Below are 21412 nucleotides of genomic sequence, written 5' to 3'. Positions count from 1 at the left end.
GCCTTCGTTTCCGTTCTTCGGTGCAATCAGAGCCGCAATGGCATGACGACGTGACGAGACTGATCCGACTCCGCCGAGCGCAACAAACAGCTCGACTGGCCATCGCGCAGGCATAGCAAAACGTCATCGCCGGACAGCGCGCCCAACGCGTCGAGCAGATAGTTCACGTTGAAGCCGACGCTCAGATCCGAAACGGTCGTATCCGCTTCGAGCTCCTCGTTCGCCTCTTCCTGTTCGGGATTGTGCGCGACGATGCCAAGACGGTTCGGGCTCACGTCGAGCTTCACACCGCGGTACTTCTCGTTCGACAGGATCGCCGCACGCTGCAAACCCGCGCGCAGCGAATCGCGCGGCAAACGCACTTCCTTGTCCGCGCCGATCGGAATCACCGCTTCGTAATCCGGGAAACGACCGTCGATCAGCTTCGACGTGAACTGCACGTCGCCGCGACGAACGCGAAGATGGTTCTTGCCGAACTCCAGCTCAACGACGCCTTCGCCGGATTCGAACAACCCCTGCAGCTCGAGGACGCCCTTGCGCGGGATGATGATCTGGCGACGCGTCGCACCGCTCGTCTCGACGGTCGTTTCCGCCAGCGCCAGCCGGTGCCCGTCGGTCGCCACGCAGCGCAAAGCGCCGTCGCGCAGATCCACCAGCATGCCGTTCAAGTAATAACGCACATCCTGGTGAGCCATGGCGAATGCCGTCTGGTCCATCAGCCGTTTGAGCGTACCCTCCGGCAAGCTCACGCGTTCGACCAGCTCGATGTTTTCAATGACCGGAAACTCGGTCGCCGGAAGCGTCGCCAAAGTGAATCGGCTGCGCCCCGCGCTGAGTGTTACGCGATCGCCTGCCAGCTTCAGATCGACTTTGACGCCGTCCGGTAACGCTCTGCAGATATCGAACAGCTTGCGCGCGGGAATCGTGATCTCGCCGTCTTCGCCATCCTGCACTTCATTGGAAGCAACCATCTCGACTTCCAGATCGGTGCCGGTCAGGGAGACTCGACCGCCCCCGACGCTGACCAGCAGATTGGCCAGGACCGGCAAGGTCTGCCGCCGTTCGACCACACCGACGACTTGTTGCAGCGGCTTTAAAAGAGCTTCGCGTTGAATGGTGAATCGCATGGTCGGGATCCTGGCTCGGTAACTAATGCTTTGTTCTTTTCAGGAAGATAGCGGTGGTAGCTGTACAAGCCGTTTTCTGTTGACGACTCGCTTTTCTACTTTTAATTCAACAAGTTACCGCAAGTATAACTGAGCTTGAAAGTCGCTTTGCGGCCTGTCGATGATCTGTGGATAAGTCGGGTGCCGCGTTCCACCCCCTGTTTATCCACAGCCAATCAACCGGTCAAGATGCGCACGAGCTTTTCCCAGTCCTGGCGGAGCTTTCCGTCCATTTCCGTGAGGTCGCGGATCGTGCGGCACGCATGCAGTACGGTCGTGTGGTCGCGACCGCCAAAGGCTTCGCCGATTTCCGGCAGGCTGTGCTCCGTCAGCTCCTTCGACAAAGCCATTGCCATCTGACGGGGTCTCGCCAGCGAGCGGGAACGGCGCTTGGACAACAGATCCTGCAGGCGCAACTGGTAGAAATCCGCGACGGTCTTCTGGATGTTCGGCACCGTGATGGCCTGGGCGTGCACGGTCAGGAGATCGCGCAGCGTCTCCTGGGCGAACTCCAGCGTGATCGCGCGGCCGAGAAAGTTCGCGCGTGCGGCGAGCGTGTTGAGCGCGCCTTCGAGGTCGCGCACGTTCGAGCGCATGCGCTTGGCGATGAGCAGCGCCACGTCTTCCGGCAACGCCATGCCTTTGGACTGCGCCTTCGACAGCAGGATCGCCGCGCGCGTCTCGAAATCCGGCGGCTCGATCGCGACCGACAAGCCCCAGCCCAGGCGCGATTTCAGGCGCGGCTCGAGGTTGTCGACTTCCTTGGGATACCGGTCGCAGGTCAGGATGATCTGCTGCTTGCCTTCGAACAGCGCGTTGAAGGTGTGGAAGAACTCTTCCTGCGTCGTGTTCTTGCCGGCGAAGAACTGGATGTCGTCGATCAGGAGCGCGTCGACCTCGCGAAAGCGCCGCTTGAACTCGTCCATGTTCTTGTTGCGCAGCGCATCGATCATCGCCGAGACGAACTGTTCCGAACGCAGGTACAGCACTTTCGTGCGCGCGTTGCTCGCGCGCATGAGATTGCCTGCGGCATGCATCAGGTGGGTCTTGCCGAGTCCCGTGCCGCCATACAGCAGCAACGGGTTGTACGCGCGGCCGGGATTCGTCGCGACCTGCATCGCGGCGGCCTTGCCGAGCTGGTTCGACTTGCCCTCGACGAAGCTGTCGAACGTGTAGTTCGGGTCGAGATTGCCGTCGAATTCGACGGGTTCGGGCGGTGGCGGCGCGCTCTGCGGCATGCGCGCGGGCGTAGCCGGCCGCACCGGCGCGACGCGGCGCGTCACACGCGTGCCGACCTCGATGCGCACCGACACCGGCCGGCCCTGAACATGCGCCAGCACCGCACGGATACGCGGCATGAATTCGACTTCGATACGTTCGAGGGTGTAGGCGTTGGGCGCCCACAGGCGTAACCCGTCGTCAAGTTCCTCCGGTTGAAGGGGCTTGAGGTAGGTGTGGATATCTTCGGCGCCGAACTCGCCTTCCAGGCGTTCCAGACAGCGCCGCCAGAGTTCGCTCATTACTTCCTCGTGGGCTGGCGGTTTCGGGGGGATGGCCCCGCAACGGGCGCGGAAGTCTACGCCGCCGCAGGTTTTTACGCCAACGCACGGCTTGACACTGGCGCGGATCGCGGCCTATTCTCCCGCCCCTTTTAACCTCACCGGAGACGACGCCATGAAGCGTACGTATCAGCCGAGCCGACTGAAGCGCGCTCGTGACCATGGCTTTCGTGCCCGCATGAAGACCAAGAACGGCCGCAAGATCATCAACGCCCGTCGCGCCAAGGGCCGCAAGCGTCTCGCCGTCTAATCGAAACGCCACGCGCGGCGCCATGGAAGCCCAGCGCTTCCCGCGCGCCGCGCGGATGCTCGTCGCGCGAGATTTCGCGCAGCTGCGGGCGCTGGGCAGCCGCCGTATCGCGAGCCGCCACTTCCACGCCGAATACCGCCCGACCGACAAGACGACCGCGCGCCTGGGTCTGGCCGTGTCGCGGCGCGTCTCCAAGCTCGCCGTCGAGCGCAATCGTCTCAAACGCCTCGTCCGCGAAAGTTTTCGCCGTCATATCGCGCAACTTCCGCCTGTGGATATCCTGGTGATAGCGCGTTCCAGCGCCCTTCCGGTCGACGGCAGCGAACTGCTCGCCGACCTCGAAGCGCTGTGGCGTCGCCTGCCGCCATTGAAGCCGACATCACCGACCGGCACAATTGCCGACTGATTCGCGCCGGCGACCGGTGTCGCCGCGCTTGCGTGCGCGCATACCGCCCCAATAGCGTGATGCGTTCCCGCGTCGAACCCTCCTGCTGTCACGGGCCCGGCCCGCCAGCCCCTAACAGCGTCCGCCATGAACAATCCTCGTTCTTTCCTGCTGCTCGCCTTGCTGACGGTCAGCTTCTTCATCTGGAACCAGTGGCAGCAGGACTATTCGCGACCGCCGGTCGCGACGACGCCGGCGACCGAAGCCGCGCCGGTTCCGAGCGACGCCCCGCCCGCATCGACGACGCCCGCGCCCGGCGAAACGCCGCAGGCGAGCGCCGCGCCCGCCGCCGCGCAGCCGGCCGCGCCGAGCGCCGCGAGCGCGCCGCAGGGACAGCTCGTCGAAGTCAGCAACGACGTGCTCAAGCTCACGATCGATACCCGCGGCGGCAGCATCGTGCGCGCCGACCTCCTGGCCTACCCGCAGCAGCCGAAAGACCTGACGCATCCCGTGCGCCTGTTCGACGACAGCGCGGAACACTTTTTCGTCGCGCAGTCGGGTCTCGTCAGCGCGCAGGGCACGGCGCCCGATCACCAGGCGCTGTTCACCGCCGAAAAGACGAGCTACGCGCTCGACGCGGGCCAGGCCAAGCTCGAAGTGCCGCTGACCTGGCAGGACCCCGCCAGCGGTCTTGCGGTGCGCAAGGTCTTCACGCTCGAACGCGGCAGCTACGTGCTCGGCACGCGGCAGGAAATCCGGAACGACGGCGCGGTCGCATGGTCCGGCAACGCCTACCGCCAGCTGCAGCGCGTGCCGGTCGTGACCAAGACCGGCGGCATGACGTTCACCAACCCGGAAAGCTACAGCTTCGCCGGCGCCGCCTGGTACAGCCCGGAAGAAAAGTTCAAGAAGATTCCTTTCGACAAGTATACGAAGGACCCGCTGACCAACCGCGCCGTGACCGGCGGTTGGGTCGCGATGCTGCAGCACTACTTCTTCGCCGCGTGGCTGCCGCCTGCGACCGACGCCGAGCAGTTCAGCACGACGCAGCTCACCAACGGCGGTCGCGTACGCTACCTGATCCGCGCGATGGGACCGGCGCTGACCGTCGCTCCGGGCGCGAGCGCGACGAGCGAGGCGCGCCTGTACGTCGGGCCGAAGCTCCAGAGCACGCTGAACGACGTCGCCCCCGGTCTCGCGCTGACGATCGACTACGGCATCCTCACCGTCATCTCCGAACCGCTGCACTGGGTGCTGGCCAAGCTGCATGCGCTGACCGGCAACTGGGGCTTCGCGATCATCCTCCTGGTGCTTCTGATCAAGCTCGCGTTCTTCAAGCTGTCCGAGGCGCAGTACCGCTCGATGGCGAAGATGCGCAAGCTCGCGCCGCGCGTGCAGGCGCTGAAGGATCGCTACGGCGACGATCGCCAGAAGATGAATCAGGCGATGATGGAGTTGTACCAGAAGGAAAAAATCAACCCGCTCGGCAGCTGCCTGCCGATGCTGGTGCAGATTCCGGTGTTCTTCGCGCTGTACTGGGTGCTGATCGAAAGCGTCGAACTGCGCCACGCGCCGTTCATCCTGTGGATCCAGAACCTGACCGCGCCGGATCCGTACTTCGTGCTGCCGATCATCAACGCGGCGACGATGATCGCGACGCAGTACCTGACGCCGACCACGGGCATGGACCCGGTGCAGGCGAAGATGATGAAGATCATGCCGGTGGTGTTCTCGGTGATGTTCGCGTTCTTCCCGGCGGGTCTCGTGCTGTACTGGACCGTCAACGGCCTTTCGTCGCTGATCCAGCAGTACGTCATCACCAAGCGCATCGACGCGGCCGACGCGAAAGCCTGATCGGCCGCCGATGAGCCTCGACGCCGATACCATCGCCGCCGTCGCGACCGCGAACGGCGCCGCCGGTATCGGCGTTCTGCGCGTCTCGGGCGCCAAGGCGAGCGCGATCGCGCAGACGCTGCTCGGCCGCGCGCCGTCGCCGCGGCACGCGCACTACACCGCATTCCGCGACGCCGCCGGCGCGCTGATCGATCGCGGCCTTCTGCTCCATTTTCCACAACCGCACTCGTTCACCGGCGAAGACGTGGTCGAGCTGCAGACGCACGGCAGCCCGGTCGTGCTCGGCTTGCTGCTGCGCCGCGTCTGCGAGCTCGGTGCGCGGCCCGCGCGCGCCGGCGAGTTTTCCGAGCGCGCGTTCCTCAACGGAAAGCTCGATCTCGCGCAGGCCGAGGCGATCGCCGACCTGATCGCCAGCCAGTCGGAGGCCGCCGCGCGCGCCGCGCTGCGCTCGCTCGACGGCGCGTTCTCGCAACGCGTCGCCGAACTCCTGGCCGGACTCGTCGGCCTGCGCGTGCACGTCGAAGCGGCGATCGATTTTCCGGAAGAAGAAATCGACTTTCTCGCCGCGCCCGAGTTGCGCGAGCGGCTCGACGCCGTGAGCGACCGCCTGTCGCGGCTCCTTGCCGAAACGCGTCGCGGCGTGCGCCTGACCGACGGCCTGCACGTCGTCATCGTCGGGCGGCCGAACGCCGGCAAGTCGAGCCTGCTCAACGCGCTCGCCGCGCAGGACCGCGCGATCGTCACGCCGATCCCCGGCACCACCCGCGATATTTTGCGCGAAAGTATTCAAGTGGACGGGGTCGTTCTGACGCTTGCCGATACCGCCGGACTGCGCGATTCGGCCGATCCGGTCGAGCGCGAAGGCATCCGTCGCGCACGCGACGAACTCGAACGCGCCGACGTCGCGCTGCTCGTCACCGATGCCGGATCGGTGGCCGACGATCTGCGCCTGCTCGGCCCGGCGCAGTCGGGCCAGACGCGTCTCATCGTGCGCAACAAGATCGACCTCGCCGGGGCCGCGCCGGCACGCGCGGAGACATCGGACGGCATCGTCATCGACCTGTCGGCAAAAACCGGCGACGGTCTCGACCTGCTGCGCGGCGAACTCAAGCGGCTCGCGGGCGGCGGCGACGCGGCGGCCGGTGCGTTCAGCGCGCGCGCACGGCACGTCGTCGCGCTGGAGAAAGTCGCCGCGCATCTCGCCGCCGCGGAACTCGCGCTGGCCGAACAGCGTGCCGGCGAACTCGCGGCGGAAGAACTGCGCGACGCGCAGCATCAACTCGGCGAACTGACCGGCGAATTCACGAGCGACGATCTGCTCGGGGCGATCTTTTCGAGCTTCTGTATCGGCAAGTAGGCTTGAGTATCGAAACTCGGCCGAACAACAGCAAGGAACTACCATGATCATCAAACCCCGCGTCCGTGGCTTCATCTGCGTTACCGCGCACCCGGCCGGTTGCGCCGCGAATGTCGCGCAGCAGATCGCGTACGTCGAGGCGGCCGGCCCGATCGCCGGCGGGCCGAAGAAAGTGCTCGTGATCGGCGCGTCGACCGGCTACGGCCTCGCCGCGCGCATCACCGCGGCGTTCGGCAGCGGCGCGGCGACGCTCGGCGTGTTCTTCGAGCGCCCCGGCAGCGAAGGCAAGCCCGGCACCGCCGGCTGGTACAACACCGCGGCGTTTCACGACGCGGCCGGCGCCAAGGGCATTTATGCAAAAAGCATCAACGGCGACGCGTTCTCGAACGAGATCAAGCGCCTGACGATCGAGACGATCAAGCGCGATCTCGGTCAGGTCGACCAGGTGGTGTACAGCCTCGCCGCACCGCGCCGCACGCATCCGACGACGGGCGAAGTCCACAGCTCGACGCTCAAGCCGGTCGGCGAAGCGGTGAGCCTGCGCGGCATCGACACCGATCGCGAAACGATCAAGGAGACCGTGCTGCAGCCGGCCACGCAGCAGGAGATCGACGACACCGTCACCGTGATGGGCGGCGAAGACTGGCAGCTGTGGATCGACGCGCTGCTCGACGCCGGCGTGCTCGCCGAAGGCGCCACGACGACCGCGTTCACGTATCTCGGCGAAAAGATCACGCACGACATCTACTGGAACGGATCGATCGGTGCGGCGAAGAAAGACCTCGACCGCCGCGTGCTTCAGATCCGCGACGCGCTGTCGCGCCGCGTGCGCGGCGACGCGCGCGTGACGGTGCTCAAGGCCGTGGTCACGCAGGCGAGTTCGGCGATTCCGATGATGCCCTTGTACCTGTCGCTGCTGTTCAAGGTGATGAAGGCGAAGGGCACGCACGAAGGCTGCATCGAACAGGTGTACCGCCTGTATCGCGACAGTATCGCGGGCGCCGCGCCGCTCGTCGACGCGGACGGCCGCCTGCGTGCGGACGATCTGGAACTCGCGCCCGACGTGCAGGGCGAGGTCGTCGCGCTATGGGACGTCGTGACCGACGCGAACCTGTACGAGCTGACCGACTTCGCCGGCTACAAGCACGAGTTCCTGCGCCTGTTCGGTTTCGACATCGACGGCGTGAACTACGACGCCGACGTCGACCCCGACGTGAAAATTTCCGGACTCGTTCAAAGCTGACGCCGGGCTCGCCCGCTCAGTACCATTCGAGCAGCGACAAGCCCACGCCGACGTACGTGGCGCGGTGGTTGTAGTCGATCAGGCTTTCGCCGAATCCGTTGAACACCTGCACGTGTCCGCGCAGCTGGTTCTGGATCGGAAAAGCCCAGTCGAACTGCACCGCGCCGCCGGCCGAACTCGGTCGCGCCATCAGCGCGAACTCGTGCCCGTTCCATACGCGCACGAGCTGCACGTCGCCGTGGCCGACGTATCGCCCGATGTCGGGGTTGTCCGACTTGTCGTACGACTCCTTGAAGATCCACCAGGGGCGCAGCATCAGCGTCCAGTCGCCGCGCTCGAAGCCGACCTGTCCGATCACGCGGTTCCAGCTGCGCGACAGCGGCAGGCCGCGGCCGTTCGACTGGTGATTCACGCCGATGCCGAGCAGGCGGCCGTCGAGCCCGAACACGCTGTAGTTCGACCGCAGCACCAGCATCACTTCGGGCTCGTAGTTCGTCTCGCGGAACGGACGCGACGCCTGCGCGTTGGCTACCTGCCAGTGCGACGCCTGCGTGTAGCCGAGCCAGATGTCGCCGTTGTCGCCGAACAGGTTCTGCGCGATCTTGCCCTTGAAGCTCAGCTGGAATTTCATCTCCGCGGCGTTGAGCCGCTCGGGCAGTTCGACGTCGTGGCCCGGCGACGGGCTGCGGGGCGACGCGTTGATGTCCGAGGTGTGGAAGAACGGCAGCACGTACAGCGGCTTGTAGCCGCGGATGTTGAACGTGCCGAGCTTCGAATCGGCGTCGAGCTCCCAGCGGCTGTCGAGCAGCGAGCGCGGCATGTCGGCGTCGGGCTTTGCATCCTCGTTGACGAAGAACGCCCGCGTCTGCGGCGCGCGCGGCGCCTGCGTCGGCACCGGTCGCGGAAACGCGCTGTCGTAGCACGCGAGACGTTCGGGATCGGACGCGATCGCCGCGCAGGCCTTCGGTTCGGTCGGCGTCGATGCGTGTGCCGCGGCGAGCGCGAGCATGAGCGGCGCGGCGGCGTAGCGAAAGACGGTCATCGGCGGTGCTCCTTGCAATGGGCGCTGCATGCTAGCAGCCCGTCGCCGTACCCCGTGCGCAAAACATCGTCAACGCAACGCACCGCGACATGACGCGCCGGTATCAAACCGGTTTAATGCACGCTTCGCCTGCGGAGTTCCTTTATGCGTACGATGGTACTGGCCGGCCTCATGGCCTTCTGTCTGCCCGCGATGTCCGAAAAGCTCACGATCGACCGCATCTATTCCGACCCGGCGCTGGTCGGCCCGACGCCCCGCGGCGTCAAGATCTCGCCGGACGGCGCGCGCGTGACGTTCCTGCGCGGCAAGCCGCAGGATCAGGACCAGATGGACCTGTGGGAGTACAACCTCGCCGACGACACGACGCGCCTGCTCGTCGACTCCACCCGGCTGATGCCGCAGGCCGAGGAACTGTCCGACGCACAGAAGGCGCAGCGCGAGCGCATGCGCATCGCGAGCCTCAAAGGCATCGTCAGCTACCGCTGGGCGCCCGATGCGACGAAGTTGCTGTTTCCGCTCGGCGGACAATTGTACTTGTACGACCTCGCCGCGAAGCCCGACGAAGCGGTGCGTTCGCTGACGCCGAAGGACGCCGAGATCATCGACGCGCAGGTCGCGCCGTCCGGCCGCTACGTCTCGTTCGTGAGCGCCCAGAACCTGTGGGTCGTCGATCTGAAGACGGGCCTCAACCATCGCCTGACGAGCGACGGCAAGGACGCGATCCACAACGGCGAAGCCGAGTTCGTCGCGCAGGAGGAAATGGACCGCTTCAGCGGCTACTGGTGGTCGCCGACCAGCGAGTGGATCGCCTTCGAGCGCTACGACGAGTCGGCCGTGCCGCTCGTGCAGCGCTTCGAGATCCAGCCCGACCGCACCGACGTGACGCAGCAGCGCTATCCGGCCGCGGGCCAGCCGAACGTCAAGGTGCAGCTCGGCCTGATCCGCCCCGGCGGCGGCAAGCCGCGCTGGATCGACCTCGGCAAGAACGCCGACATCTATCTCGCGCGCGTGAACTGGACCGCCGACGGCAAGGCCGTCGTGTTCCAGCGCCAGTCGCGCGACCAGCGCACGCTCGAACTCGTCAGCGTCGACGTCGACACGCTCAAGCAGACGACGCTGTTGACCGAAACGAGCAAGACCTGGATCAACCTCAACGACGACCTGCGTTTCCTCGAGCGCCAGGCCGCGTTCGTGTGGGCGTCCGAGCGCAGCGGCTACAAGCATTTGTACTTGTACGGAATGGACGGCAAGGAAAAAGTCGCCTTGTCGTCGGGCGACTGGCAGGTCGACAAGCTGCTCGCGGTCGACGAGGAAGCCGGCGTCGTCTACGTCTCGGGCAACAAGGACCATCCGCTCGACAAACAGGTGTACGCGCTCAAGCTCGACGGCAGCAACGCGGCGAACCCGGTGCGCGTGACCCGCGAGGACGGCTGGCACGACGCGACGTTCGCGAGCGACGGCAGCGGCGCGGTGAAGCTGTTCGTCGACGCGTGGGCCGACCCGACGACGCCGACGCAGCTGTCGGTACGCAAGCCCGACGGCAGCCACCTCGCGTGGATCGCGCAGAACAAGGTCGAGGGCGACCACCCGTACGTGCCGTACCTCGCCGAACACATCAAACCCGAGTTCGGCACGATCAAGGCCGACGACGGGCAGACGCTGTGGTACCGCCTGTACAAGCCGGCCGGTTTCGATCCGAACAAGCGCTATCCGGTCGTGTCGCATTTCTACGGCGGCCCGACGGCGCAGCTCGCCACGCGCGGCTTCGGCGATCTGTTCGACCAGTTTCTCGCGCAACACGGCTACGTCGTGATCACGCTCGACAATCGCGGCATGGGCCGGCGCGGTCGCGCGTTTTCCGACGCGCTGCACCTGAAGCTCGGCACGGTCGAAGTGGCCGACCAGCGCAAGGCGATCGAGTGGCTCGCGACGCAGCCGTGGGTCGACGCGAAACGCGTCGGCGTGTTCGGCTGGAGCTATGGCGGGTATCTGTCGCTGATGATGCTCGGCAAGGCGTCGGACATCGTCGCGGCCGCGGTGTCGGTCGCGCCGGTCACCGACTGGTCGCTGTACGACACGCACTACACCGAGCGCTACATGTCGACGCCCGCCGCGAACGCGGACGGCTACAAGAAGGGCGACGTGATGACGTGGCTCGACGGCATGAAGTCGCCGCTGCTCCTGATGCACGGCATGGCCGACGACAACGTGCTGTTCACGAACTCGACGCAGCTGATGGCGCAGCTGCAGAACCGCGGCGTGCAGTTCGACCTCATGACCTACCCGGGCGGCAAGCACGGCATGTCGACGCCGGCGATGAAGAAGCACGTGTTCAATACGATGGTGCGGTGGCTGGATCGGCAGTTGAAGCCGACCATTGAAGATTCGGTAAATACAGCAACGAAGTAGAGCCCCTCTCCCCCAAAGCGTGTTTGGGGGAGAGGGTTGGGTCAGGGGGCCGCGCCGAATATTTCCTCGATCTCGACGAAGTGCCGTGCGCACTCCCCTCACCCCGGCCCTCTCCCCCGACTTCGTCGGGGCGAGAGGGAGCAAGCTCAGAACCGCCCTTCCTGAAAATCCCTTACCGCCTGCACGATCTGCGCCTGCGTATTCATCACGAACGGCCCGTACTTCGCGACGGGTTCGTTCAGCGGCCGGCCCGCGACGAGGATCAGCCGCGTCGCGCCGGCGGCATTTGCGGCCAATTCCACATGGTCGCCATGGCTCAACACCGCAAGCTCGCCGCGCGCGATCTCGCGACCGCCGACCGTCGCCGTACCGTCGAACACGTAGGCGAACGCGTTGTGACGCTCCGGCAGATTCGCCGTCCAGCGCGCGCCCGGCTCGAGCGCGACGTCGAGATAGACCGGTTCCGTCGCGACGCCGTCCACCGGGCCGCGCGTTCCGTCGACCTCGCCGACCAGCACGCGCACCGCCACGCCGTCGGCCGGCCTCACGACCGGAATCGCCTCGGGCGCGATGTCCTGGTAGCGCGGCGCGGTCATCTTGTCCTTCGCCGGCAGGTTCACCCACAGCTGAAAGCCCCACATCAGGCCGTCGTCCTGTTCGGGCATTTCCGAGTGCACGATGCCGCGGCCGGCGGTCATCCACTGCACGCTGCCGGCCTTGAGGTAACCCGTGTTGCCCTGGTTGTCGCCGTGGCGCATGTTGCCGGCGAGCATGTACGTGACGGTTTCGAAGCCGCGATGCGGATGGCTCGGAAAGCCCGCGATGTAGTCGCTGCCCGAGTCGGAGCGAAACTCGTCGAGCATCAGAAACGGATCGAGCATGTCGAGCGACGGCTGGCCGATCACGCGCGTCAGCTTGACGCCGGCGCCGTCGCTGGTCGGACGTCCGCGAACCGTGTTGACCACGCGGCGCGGATTGGCGGTGTTGCTCATGGCTGTCTTCCGGAAGGGGCGATGCCCGCAAGATGGCGTCTGCGCCCCGCGCGGCCAAGCGTCCGCGCGTGAACAAGCTCTATGCCTGCCGGAAACAATGCATGCGGCGAGAAGCCGCGACGCCCGAAAACCTCAGTGCACCCAGCGCCCCCCGCGGCGGCGCGGCGGATCGCGGAACTCCGACGACGAGGCGCCGCCGCCGGCCTTTTCGCGGTCGCTCGCCGGGTGCACGCGCCAGTACTGCGCCACCTGCGCGACGACGTTCGGAATCTGCGCCAGGCACTCGTCGTATTCCTGCTCGGTCAGCCGCTCGAACTCCGCGTCAGACTGCAGCACGCCCTCGTCGACCGACAACGCCATCACCGGCCCCAGCATTTCCATCAGCTGGCTGTCCTGGGACAGGCGCGATTCCCACGCGCTCGCACGCAGGTCGATCGCGCGGCTGACGCCTTCGCACCAGCCGGCCGCCGACAGCGCGGTGCCGCCGGCTTCGAGGTCGACCTCGCCGAGGATCGGCTCGTAGGTTTCCGCGTCGATTTCGCTCGCGATCGAATCGTTGAGCTTGGCGAGCAGGCTCAGCACGCGTTCGCCTTCGTCCTCGTCCTCGAACGGCGCGTGCAGTATTTCAGGCAGCCATTCGTCCGGCAGCGCCGGATCGGGCCCGACCGCCAGCACGGTCAGGAGGCCGTGCACGCCGTCGAGCAGGAGATCGGCTTCGCTCTCGCGCGCGTGCTTGCGCAGGAACTGGTCGAGCTCTTCGAGTTCGTGGTCTTCCAGCGAAATCGCCGGTTCGCGTTCGTCGGTCATGCGTTCAATTCCAGAATCGCCGGCGCGTGGTCGGAGGGACGCTCCCACCGGCGCGGCTCGAGATCGATGTGGGCGGCGGCCAGGCGCGGGCGCAACGCGTCGGAGGCCAGCACGAGGTCGATGCGCAGGCCGCGATTGCGCTGGAAGCCGGCCTGGCGATAGTCCCACCAGCTGTACTTGCCGCCTTCGGTGTCGAAATGCCGATAGCTGTCGACGAGGCCGATGCTCTCGACGCGCTTGAGCGCCTCGCGCTCGGGCGTGGAGCACAGGATCTGCTCGTGCCACGCGACGGGGTCGTGCACGTCGCGGTCTTCCGGTGCGATGTTGAAATCGCCGAGCACGACGAGGTTCTTGTGCTTCGCCGCTTCGTTGCCGAGATGGTCGGTCACCCGCGCGAGCCAGTCGAGTTTGTACTTGTACTTTTCGCTGCCGACTTCCTGGCCGTTGACGACGTAAAGATTGGCGATGCGCAGGTCGCCCACGCTCGCGATGAGAATGCGCCGCTGCGGATCGGCGAGGCCCGGCACGTCGGTGACGATGTCGACCGGCATTTCGCGCGCGAGCAGCGCCACGCCGTTGTACGTCTTCTGGCCGGAAAACACGCAGCGATAGCCTAGCGCCGCGATGTCCGTGTCGGGAAACTTCGCGTCTTCGAGCTTGGTTTCCTGCAGCGCGACGATGTCGGGCTGCGCCGTGCCAAGCCACTGCTTGAGGTGCGGCATGCGCACGTTGAGCGAATTGACGTTCCAGCTGGCGATTTTCATGGGCGGATTGTAGGCCTATCCGGCGAGACCGTAACTTTTCAGCAGCGCGGTCGCATCCGGCTCGCGACCGCGGAACGCGACGAAGCTTTCGAGCGCCGGGCGCGAGCCGCCGACCGCGAGCACCTCGCGGCGGAACGACTCGCCCGTCGCGCGGTTGAACACGCCCTCGTCCTCGAACCGGCCGAACGCGTCGGCCGACAGCACCTCGGCCCACAGATAGCTGTAGTACCCGGCGCCGTAGCCGCCCGCGAAGATGTGCGTGAAGCTGTGCGGAAAGCGCTGCCACGCCGGCGGCCGGACGACCGCGACTTCGGCCCGCACCTCGTCGAGCAGCGCGAGCGTGCGCGGGCCCCGCGCCGGGTCGAATTCGCGATGCAGGCGGAAGTCGAACAGCGCGAATTCGAGCTGCCGCACGAGGAACATGCCGGCCTGGAAATGCCGCGCGGCCTGCATGCGCTCGAACAGCGCCTGCGGCAGCGTCTCGCCGGTCTGCCAGTGGCGCGCGAAGAGATCGAGCGTCTCGCGCTGCCAGCCGAAGTTCTCCATGAACTGGCTCGGCAGCTCGACCGCGTCCCATTCGACGCCGGAAATGCCCGACACGCTCGGATAGTCCACTTCGGTCAGGAGGTGATGCAGGCCGTGGCCGAATTCGTGGAACAGCGTGAGCACGTCGTCGTGCGTGAGCAGCGACGGCGTCGTCGCGGTCGGCGGCGCGAAGTTGCAGGTGAGATACGCGATCGGCCGGTGCGTGCCGTCGGCGTCGCGGAACCGCGAACGGCACACGTCCATCCACGCGCCGCCGCGCTTGGCGCTGCGCGCGTACAGGTCGACGTACGTGCCGGCGATATGGCGGCCCCGTCCGTCGAGCACGTCGTAGTAGCGCACGTCCGGATGCCATACGTCCACATCTTCACGTTGCTGCAAAGTAACGCCGAACACGCGCTCGGTGATCGCGAACAGGCCGCCGATCACCGCGTCGAGCGGAAAGTACGGCTTGAGTTCTTCTTCGTTCAATTCGTAGCGGCGTTCGCGCAGTTTTTCCGACGCGTAGCCGACGTCCCACGGCTGCAGGTCGGCGATGGCGAGCTCTTGCGCGGCGAACGCGCGCAGCTCGGCGAGATCCTGCTCGGCGACGGGCTTGGCGCGGCGCGCGAGGTCATGCAGGAAATCGAGCACCTTCGCCGGCGACGGCGCCATCTTCGTCGCGAGCGATTCCTCGGCCGCGTCGGCGAAACCGAGCAGCTGCGCCGCTTCATGTCGCAGCGCGAGGATTTCGGCGATGCGCCCGGTGTTGTCGTAGCGGCCCGCGTGCGGACCCTCGTCGGACGCGCGCGTCGCATACGCCGCGTATACGCGCTCGCGCAGGTTCCGGTCGTCGGCGTGCGTCAGCACGGCCTGCACGCTCGGCTGCTTGAGCGTCACGAGCCAGCCGTCGAGTTCCTTTTCGCGCGCGTACTCGCGCAGCACGCCGCGGCCCGATTCGGGGATGCCGGCGAGCAACGCGGCGTCGGTGACGTGCTCGGTCCAGGCTTCGGTCGCGTCGAGCACGGCTTCTTCGAATTCGGTGGCGAGGCGCGACAGCTCGTTCGCGATCGTCTTGAAGCGCGAGCGCGCCGGTTCCTCGAGCGCGACGCCGGACAGGCGGAAATCGCGCAGCGCGTGTTCGGTCAGCGTGCGCGCGGGGCGATCGAGCGCGGCGTAGCCCGCATCGCGCGTCACCGCCTCGACCGCCGCATACAGCGCGCGGTTCTGGCCGAGTTCGGTCGAATGGTCGGTGAGCGCTTCGAGCGCGGCCGAATACGCCTTGCGCAGCGCGTCGGAATCCTTGACCGAATGCAGATGCGACACCGGCGACCATGCGCGGCCGAGACGTTCCTCGAGCGCCTCCTGCGGCAGCATCGTATTGGCGAAGTCGCGCGGGCCGGTCGCCGCGGTCAGGCGGTCGATGTCGGCGCGATAGTCGGCGAGGATCGCCGCGATCGCAGGTTCCACGTGTTCGGGCAGGATCGCCGAAAACGCCGGCAGCTCGGTTTCGCGCAACAGCGGGTTGGTCGCTTGCATGACGGCACTCGGATCGAAGCAGAACGACAAAGTGTAGCGGCACCGCGCGTTTTCAAGCGAACGGCCGGGTCCGCAAATCGCCGCGCTCGGCGTAGCATGGGCGCATGAACGACGCGACGAGCGGCAATCCGGCCTCCGGCGTGCGCGACATATTGCGCAAGGCCATGCTGTTCCGGCACCTCGACGAGGCCGAACTCGACCGGCTCGAAGCCGCGCTCGACTGGTTCGTGCTGCCGGGCGGCGCGACGCTGTTCGACGCCGGCGAAGCGTCGGACGCGCTGTACGTGCTGCGCTCGGGCAGCCTCGGCGCGTTTCGCGCGCCGTCGGGCGGCGGACCGCAACGGCTGATCGGCCTGATCGCCGCCGGCGAGAGCGTCGGCGAACTCGGTCTCATCGTCGACCAGCCGCGCTCGGCGAGCGTGCGCGCGCTGCGCGATTCGGAACTGCTGCGCCTGTCGCGCACCGCGTTCAACGAACTCGTGCAGCGCCAGCCGACGGCGATGCTCGAAGCGGCGCGCGTCGCGGTCGAACGCCTGCTCGTGCGGCGCACCGGCGATCCGCTGTCGTCGCCGCGCACGCTCGCGATCCTGCCGCACGATCGCGGCGTCGACGCGCGGGCGTTCGCCGAAGCGCTCAGGGCCGCCCTGTCCGATTACGGCTCGTGCCGCGTGCTCGCCGCGCAGGACGGCTGCGGCCGAACCAGCGAATGGTTCTCGGAAGTCGAGGCGACCGCGCGGTTCGTGCTGTACGTCGCCGACGACGCGAGCGGCGAATGGCGCGACCTGTGCGTGCGCCAGGCCGACGCACTCGTGCTCGTCGCCGACGCGACGCAGCCGGCGAGCGGCTGGGACGACTGCCGCAATGCCGAAGAGGCGCTGCACCGGCCGCGCCATCTGGTGCTGCGCCATCCGCGCGGCGACATCGTGCCCGGCGCCGGCGCGGCGTGGCTCGCGCGCGCCGCCGGCGCGCGGCTGCACCACTGGCGCGGCGCGGCCGACGTCGAGCGCATCGCGCGCCTGATCGCCGGGCGCAGTCTCGGCCTCGTGCTGTCCGGCGGCGGCGCGCGCGGCTTCGCGCACATCGGCGTGATCAAGGCGCTGCGCGAGGCGGGCCTGCGCATCGATTCGGTCGGCGGCACGAGCATCGGCGCGATCATCGCGGCCGGCGTCGCGGCCGACTGGGACGACGACGAGATGTTCGCGCGCTACAAGCGCGCGTTCGTCGACGGCAAGCCGCTGTCCGACTACACCTTGCCGTTCGTCGCGATGACGGGCGGCCGGCGCGTCGAAAAACTGCTGCGCGAGGCGTTCGGCGAGCGCTGCATCGAAGATCTGCCGCTGCCGTTCTTCGCCGTGTCGGCGAACCTCACGAGCGGCGACGCGGTGACCCATCGCTCGGGACTGCTCTGGTACTGGCTGCGCGCGAGTTCGGCGATTCCGGGCGTGCTGCCGCCGGTGTTCCACCAGGGCCAGGTGTTCGTCGACGGCGCCGTGATCAACAACCTGCCGACCGACGTGATGCGCGAACAGGCCGTCGGCGACGTGATCGCCGTGGACATCGGCGCCGACGACGTGCTGCATGCCGGAGTGGAAGAATCCACAACGCCACATGGCTGGCGGCTGCTCGTCGACAAGCTGCGCGCGCCGCGCCGGCCTGGCATGCTCAGCATCCTGCTGCGCGCCGGCATGGTGAACTCCAAGGCCGCGAACGCCGACCGCCGCGCCAAGGCGAGCCTGTTGCTGACGCCGCCGGTCACCGGCGTCGACCTCCTCGACTGGCGCGCGTACGAGCGCGCGATCGAACTCGGCTACCAGTACGCGCTGCGCGAAATCGGCGGGCAGAAGGACGCGCTCGCCGACGACATGCCGCTGTTGTAACTCCCTCGTCACCGCGCGACCCGACACTGCGCGATCGTCGCCGGCGCGGCCGGCATTGCAGCAGTCAGGGAACCATGAACGTCTTCTTCCGCTACGCCGCGGCGCTTGCGCTCGCCGGCGTCGCGCCGCTCGCCGCGGCGCAGGTGCGCATCACCGAATTCATGTACGACGGCACGAACAAGGAGTTCGTGGAAATCACCAACGTGGGCGCGGCGGCGGTCGACCTGACCGGCTGGAGCTACGACGACGACAGCAACGTCGCCGGCAGCGTGCCGATCGGCGCGCTCGACAGGCTCGCGCCGGGCGAGTCGGCGATCATTACCGAAAACACCGCGGCGGCGTTTCGCGACGCATGGGGCCTGTGCGCCGCGGCGAAAGTGGTCGGCGGCAGCACGCACAATCTCGGTCGCGCCGACACGATCAACATCTACGACGCGAGCGGCACGCGGGTCGACACGCTGCGCTACGGCGACCAGACGTTTCCCGGCACGATCCGCACGCAGAACGCGTCGGGCTGGGTGTCGGCCGCCGGCCTCGGCAACGATCAGATCGCACAGTGGACGCTCTCGAGCGTCGGCGACGCGGAGAACTCGCGCCTGTCGAGCGGCAACGAAATCGGCAGCCCGGGCCTGTCCACGCGCGCCGCGACGCCGTACAACCCGTGCCAGCCGCTCGGTCCGCGCATGCGCATCACCGAGTACATGTACGACTCGACGAGCAACGGCGAATTCGTGGAATTCACCAACGTCGGCGACGCGCCGGCCGACATGACCGGCTGGAGTTTCGACGACGACAGCAATGCGCCGGGCACCGTGAGCCTCGGCGCGTTCGGCACGGTGCAGCCGGGCGAATCCGTGCTGTTCACCGACCAGGCCGCGACGGCGTTCCGCACGGCGTGGGGCCTGTGCGCCGGCGTCAAGGTGATCGGCGGCAACACCGTCGGCCTCGGCCGCAACGACGTGATCAATCTGTACGATGCGGCGAATGCGCAGGTGGACAAACTCGCCTACGGCGACCAGAACTTCCCCGGCACGATCCGCACGACCGGTGCGGCCGGCTGGGTGTCGGCCGCGGGCCTCGGCGCGAACCTGCCGTCCGCCTGGACGCTCGCGACCGTCGGCGACGCCGAAGGCTCGTACGCCGCGACCGGCGGCGCGATCGGCAGCCCGGGCAAGAGCACACGCGCGCTGTTCGACTTCGACGCGTGCGTCGGCATCGGCGGCTCGCCGGAAGTGACGGTCGACGTCGCCGCGACGACGCGCCGGCTCGATCTGCCGGTCAACGGCGCGGGCAGCGTCGCCGCGAGCTACATCGACGCGACCGATCCGGCCGCGACCGACGGTATCGTCTTCCACTTTGCCGACACCGACGGCGACGTGAGCGCGCTCGCCGTCATCGCGACCAGTTCGAATCCGGCCGTCGTCGCCGACGGCGGCCTGACCTGGACCGGCAGCGGCGCGGATCGTACGCTGCGCATCATCGGCACCGGCACGGCCGGCTACGCGACGATCGTCGTGCGCGCCACCGATGCCGACAGCAAGTCGGGCACGTACACGATCAACTACGCGGTGTCGCTGGCCGCGTCGCCGGGCGACTACAACTACACCGGCGCGAGCGACGCGTCGACCGCGGTCGCCGTCGGTTCGCACATGCTCGTCGCCGACGACGAGAACCAGAATCTGCGGCTGTTTTCGCGCACACGCTCGGGCCTCGCCGAGAACGGCTTCGACTTCACCGGTTCGCTCGCGCTGCCCGACATCGACGGCGGCCAGCCGCGCGAGGTCGACATCGAAGGCGCCGCGAGCGACGGCGAGACGATCTGGTGGACCGGCTCGCACTCGAACAAGAAGGACAACGGCGCCGCGCGCCCGAACCGCCAGCGCGTGTTCGCCACGACGGTGAACGACACCGGCGAGGCCACGCAGCTCGCCTACGCCGGCCGCTACGACTACCTGCGCGCCGACCTCGTGAACTGGGACACGAACAACGGCCATGGCCTCGGCGCGAACGCGCTGGGCCTCGCCGAGAGCGCGGCGACCGGCATCTGGCCCGAGCGCGACGACGGCTTCAACATCGAGGGTCTTGCGATCGCGCCGGATCTCGACGGCCTCTACGTCGCGTTCCGCGCGCCGCTCTTGCCGACGAGCGCGCGCACCAAGGCGCTCGTGATCCATGCGACGAATCTGCGCGCGGTCGTACTCGATGCGCCGGCCGGCGGTTCGCAGCCGGCGGGCTCGGTGACGTTCGCCGCGCCGATCGAGCTCGACCTCGGCGGCCGCGGCATCCGCGAAATCTCGCGCATGAGCGACGGGCGCTACCTGATCGTCGCCGGCCCGACCACGACCGCGAACGGCACGCCGCCGTCGGATTTCCGCCTGTACGTGTGGTCGGGCAACGCGGCCGACGTCGCGCCGCTGCCGCTCAACGCCGACCTCGCGGCGGTCGCCGCGGCCGGCAGCGTCGAGACGCTGGTCGGCATCGCGAACGCCGGCACGAACCTCCTGACGTTCCTGTCCGACAGCGGCGACACCGTCTGGTACGACGATGGCGTGATCGCGAAGGATCTGCCGGAACCGCGCTTCCGCAAGTTCGTCGGGGTCAACGTGACGGTCGACGTGCCGCCGGCGAACGATGTGATTTTCCGGAACGGGTTCGACGGTTAGCAAAGTTGCCGGCGGCGGTGCGCGCCACCGCGCATCGCCGCCGGCAAAACATCCCTCCAAACCGTATCGCATGCGGATAGGCGTTTGTTAGCTTGGATTCGGGGTCCGCTCGGGACATCGGAATCCATGAAATGACAAAGCAACTCTTGGCTTCGTACTTTTTTCTGGCGGTGCTGTCCGGACAGGCCTTGGCTTTGCCGACGGTACCCGCTGTGCGATGCGATGCATGCACGGACGAGCAGTTCGAACAACGCGCGATTGGCGCCGGCGTCGGAACGCGATACCTCTACGACTTCACCGGCCGGCAGCTGCGGACGTTCAATGTTTCGCGAGAGCCGGCTCCCGGCGGTCGTTTCGTCTACGAAGCAACCGAACAGTCTGTGTCAGCCGAATACGTAGCCTTCTTCGACAAGGCGGCGGACTATCGACAGCGCTATGGTTCGCTCAAGCTCGTCGTTACCGTCAACTTGCCGAACATCCCCGGTCCGCACGCCGGCATGAGCGTCTTTGACATTTACGGTAGCGCGAATGGAGCCGCCCATCTGGGGAACTGGCTGGCTGCACACATTGCCACCGCGGCGGCCAACAGCGACGCAGGTGCGAGAATGATCGACATGAAAAACGACAGCTCGCAGGTGCGTTTTCAAGAAGAACCGCTCTCTGCGAAAGTCTTGGTCAATTTCAAGAACGGCCGTGCGGAGTTCGAACTGAGCGAGAACGGCGAAACCTGCAGACTCGTACCGAATACCGCACAGGATTCCAACGGCAACCCGATTCCGGGAAGCCGGAACCAGTTCTCCGAGCTTCCGTACAGCTTCCCGGGCGGCGCGACTTCATCGAACTATCGCGAGTTCATGGAACTCGTTCAACGCTTGGGGATAACCGTGGGCACGTCGCAAGGGATGTGGGCATGTTCTTCGGTTCCCGGGCTGGGGGAGACCTGCCGGTTGGTGAGGTGACACCGATTGATCCCGACACGGATC

Annotated in this window: 16 protein-coding genes; 9 read left to right on the top strand and 7 right to left on the bottom strand. The window is 67.1% G+C overall.

The features are described from left to right. Positions 1 to 26 precede the first annotated feature (26 nt). A complete protein-coding gene (gene dnaN, locus OD750_RS17255) occupies positions 27 to 1127 on the bottom strand; it encodes a DNA polymerase III subunit beta (RefSeq protein WP_263541933.1) in 1101 nt (366 codons plus the stop codon). 215 nt (positions 1128 to 1342) lie between these two features. Next, positions 1343 to 2686, bottom strand: a complete 1344-nt coding sequence (gene dnaA, locus OD750_RS17250) for a chromosomal replication initiator protein DnaA (RefSeq protein ID WP_263541932.1) — start codon at positions 2684 to 2686, stop codon at positions 1343 to 1345. A gap of 154 nt (positions 2687 to 2840) precedes the next feature. Between dnaA and rpmH the strand changes: the two genes are divergently transcribed. From rpmH to fabV, 5 genes are all read left to right on the top strand, one after another. After that, entirely contained in the window at positions 2841 to 2975 is a 135-nt protein-coding gene (gene rpmH, locus OD750_RS17245) for a 50S ribosomal protein L34 (protein WP_263541931.1), read from the top strand. A 22-nt stretch (positions 2976 to 2997) separates the two neighbouring features. Next, positions 2998 to 3381, top strand: coding sequence for a ribonuclease P protein component (gene rnpA, locus OD750_RS17240; protein WP_263541930.1), 384 nt, complete (start codon positions 2998 to 3000; stop codon positions 3379 to 3381). A gap of 126 nt (positions 3382 to 3507) precedes the next feature. Further along, positions 3508 to 5214, top strand: a complete 1707-nt coding sequence (gene yidC / locus OD750_RS17235; protein ID WP_263541929.1) for a membrane protein insertase YidC — start codon at positions 3508 to 3510, stop codon at positions 5212 to 5214. A 10-nt stretch (positions 5215 to 5224) separates the two neighbouring features. Next, positions 5225 to 6571: a tRNA uridine-5-carboxymethylaminomethyl(34) synthesis GTPase MnmE gene (gene mnmE, locus OD750_RS17230; protein ID WP_263541928.1), complete on the top strand. Its 1347-nt coding sequence runs from the start codon at positions 5225 to 5227 to the stop codon at positions 6569 to 6571. A gap of 43 nt (positions 6572 to 6614) precedes the next feature. Beyond that, entirely contained in the window at positions 6615 to 7814 is a 1200-nt protein-coding gene (gene fabV / locus OD750_RS17225; protein ID WP_263541927.1) for an enoyl-ACP reductase FabV, read from the top strand. Positions 7815 to 7830: 16 nt separating this feature from the next. On the opposite strand, the gene OD750_RS17220 is transcribed toward fabV, so the two are convergent. Then, complete coding sequence (locus OD750_RS17220) at positions 7831 to 8856, bottom strand: phospholipase A (protein ID WP_263541926.1); 1026 nt, start codon at positions 8854 to 8856, stop codon at positions 7831 to 7833. A gap of 144 nt (positions 8857 to 9000) precedes the next feature. Between OD750_RS17220 and OD750_RS17215 the strand changes: the two genes are divergently transcribed. Further along, on the top strand, positions 9001 to 11265 hold the full coding sequence (locus OD750_RS17215) for a S9 family peptidase (RefSeq protein ID WP_263541925.1): 2265 nt from the start codon (positions 9001 to 9003) through the stop codon (positions 11263 to 11265). Positions 11266 to 11411: 146 nt separating this feature from the next. Here OD750_RS17215 and OD750_RS17210 read toward each other — a convergent pair whose 3' ends face one another. The 4 genes from OD750_RS17210 to OD750_RS17195 form a co-directional block, all read right to left on the bottom strand. Beyond that, positions 11412 to 12257, bottom strand: coding sequence for a pirin family protein (locus tag OD750_RS17210; protein ID WP_263541924.1), 846 nt, complete (start codon positions 12255 to 12257; stop codon positions 11412 to 11414). A gap of 132 nt (positions 12258 to 12389) precedes the next feature. Next, positions 12390 to 13064 (bottom strand): YecA/YgfB family protein, encoded by a 675-nt coding sequence (locus OD750_RS17205; protein WP_263541923.1) that lies wholly within the window; start codon positions 13062 to 13064, stop codon positions 12390 to 12392. Further along, positions 13061 to 13828 carry an exodeoxyribonuclease III gene (gene xth / locus OD750_RS17200; RefSeq protein ID WP_263541922.1) on the bottom strand — a complete coding sequence of 256 codons (768 nt, stop codon included), beginning with the start codon at positions 13826 to 13828 and terminating at the stop codon, positions 13061 to 13063. The genes OD750_RS17205 and xth overlap by 4 nt, the downstream gene beginning before the upstream one ends. Positions 13829 to 13843: 15 nt before the next feature. Further along, complete coding sequence (locus OD750_RS17195) at positions 13844 to 15889, bottom strand: M3 family metallopeptidase (RefSeq protein WP_263541921.1); 2046 nt, start codon at positions 15887 to 15889, stop codon at positions 13844 to 13846. Between the two features lie 104 nt (positions 15890 to 15993). Here OD750_RS17195 and OD750_RS17190 point away from each other — a divergent pair, with 104 nt between their 5' ends. From OD750_RS17190 to OD750_RS17180, 3 genes are all read left to right on the top strand, one after another. Beyond that, a complete protein-coding gene (locus OD750_RS17190; protein WP_263541920.1) occupies positions 15994 to 17766 on the top strand; it encodes a patatin-like phospholipase family protein in 1773 nt (590 codons plus the stop codon). A gap of 74 nt (positions 17767 to 17840) precedes the next feature. Continuing rightward, entirely contained in the window at positions 17841 to 20429 is a 2589-nt protein-coding gene (locus OD750_RS17185; RefSeq protein WP_263541919.1) for a DUF3616 domain-containing protein, read from the top strand. A gap of 131 nt (positions 20430 to 20560) precedes the next feature. Beyond that, the gene (locus OD750_RS17180) at positions 20561 to 21388 is read left to right on the top strand and encodes a hypothetical protein (protein WP_263541918.1); all 828 of its coding nucleotides are present in this window, start codon (positions 20561 to 20563) and stop codon (positions 21386 to 21388) included. Positions 21389 to 21412 lie beyond the last annotated feature (24 nt).

The sequence above is a fragment of the Tahibacter soli genome, from assembly GCF_025717065.2.
Lineage (GTDB): Bacteria > Pseudomonadota > Gammaproteobacteria > Xanthomonadales > Rhodanobacteraceae > Tahibacter > Tahibacter soli.
This window is presented reverse-complemented; position numbering and strand designations above follow the sequence as displayed.

Bases quoted from the DNA above. Each gene is read 5' to 3' on its own strand.
- OD750_RS17210 (WP_263541924.1), bottom strand. From the start codon at position 12,257: ATGAGCAACACCGCCAATCCGCGCCGCGTGGTCAACACGGTTCGCGGA.
- dnaN (WP_263541933.1), bottom strand. From the start codon at position 1,127: ATGCGATTCACCATTCAACGCGAAGCTCTTTTAAAGCCGCTGCAACAA.
- OD750_RS17205 (WP_263541923.1), bottom strand. From the start codon at position 13,064: ATGACCGACGAACGCGAACCGGCGATTTCGCTGGAAGACCACGAACTC.
- fabV (WP_263541927.1), top strand. From the start codon at position 6,615: ATGATCATCAAACCCCGCGTCCGTGGCTTCATCTGCGTTACCGCGCAC.
- OD750_RS17195 (WP_263541921.1), bottom strand. From the start codon at position 15,889: ATGCAAGCGACCAACCCGCTGTTGCGCGAAACCGAGCTGCCGGCGTTT.
- xth (WP_263541922.1), bottom strand. From the start codon at position 13,828: ATGAAAATCGCCAGCTGGAACGTCAATTCGCTCAACGTGCGCATGCCG.
- rnpA (WP_263541930.1), top strand. From the start codon at position 2,998: ATGGAAGCCCAGCGCTTCCCGCGCGCCGCGCGGATGCTCGTCGCGCGA.
- mnmE (WP_263541928.1), top strand. From the start codon at position 5,225: ATGAGCCTCGACGCCGATACCATCGCCGCCGTCGCGACCGCGAACGGC.
- yidC (WP_263541929.1), top strand. From the start codon at position 3,508: ATGAACAATCCTCGTTCTTTCCTGCTGCTCGCCTTGCTGACGGTCAGC.
- rpmH (WP_263541931.1), top strand. From the start codon at position 2,841: ATGAAGCGTACGTATCAGCCGAGCCGACTGAAGCGCGCTCGTGACCAT.
- OD750_RS17180 (WP_263541918.1), top strand. From the start codon at position 20,561: ATGACAAAGCAACTCTTGGCTTCGTACTTTTTTCTGGCGGTGCTGTCC.
- OD750_RS17220 (WP_263541926.1), bottom strand. From the start codon at position 8,856: ATGACCGTCTTTCGCTACGCCGCCGCGCCGCTCATGCTCGCGCTCGCC.
- dnaA (WP_263541932.1), bottom strand. From the start codon at position 2,686: ATGAGCGAACTCTGGCGGCGCTGTCTGGAACGCCTGGAAGGCGAGTTC.
- OD750_RS17185 (WP_263541919.1), top strand. From the start codon at position 17,841: ATGAACGTCTTCTTCCGCTACGCCGCGGCGCTTGCGCTCGCCGGCGTC.
- OD750_RS17190 (WP_263541920.1), top strand. From the start codon at position 15,994: ATGAACGACGCGACGAGCGGCAATCCGGCCTCCGGCGTGCGCGACATA.
- OD750_RS17215 (WP_263541925.1), top strand. From the start codon at position 9,001: ATGCGTACGATGGTACTGGCCGGCCTCATGGCCTTCTGTCTGCCCGCG.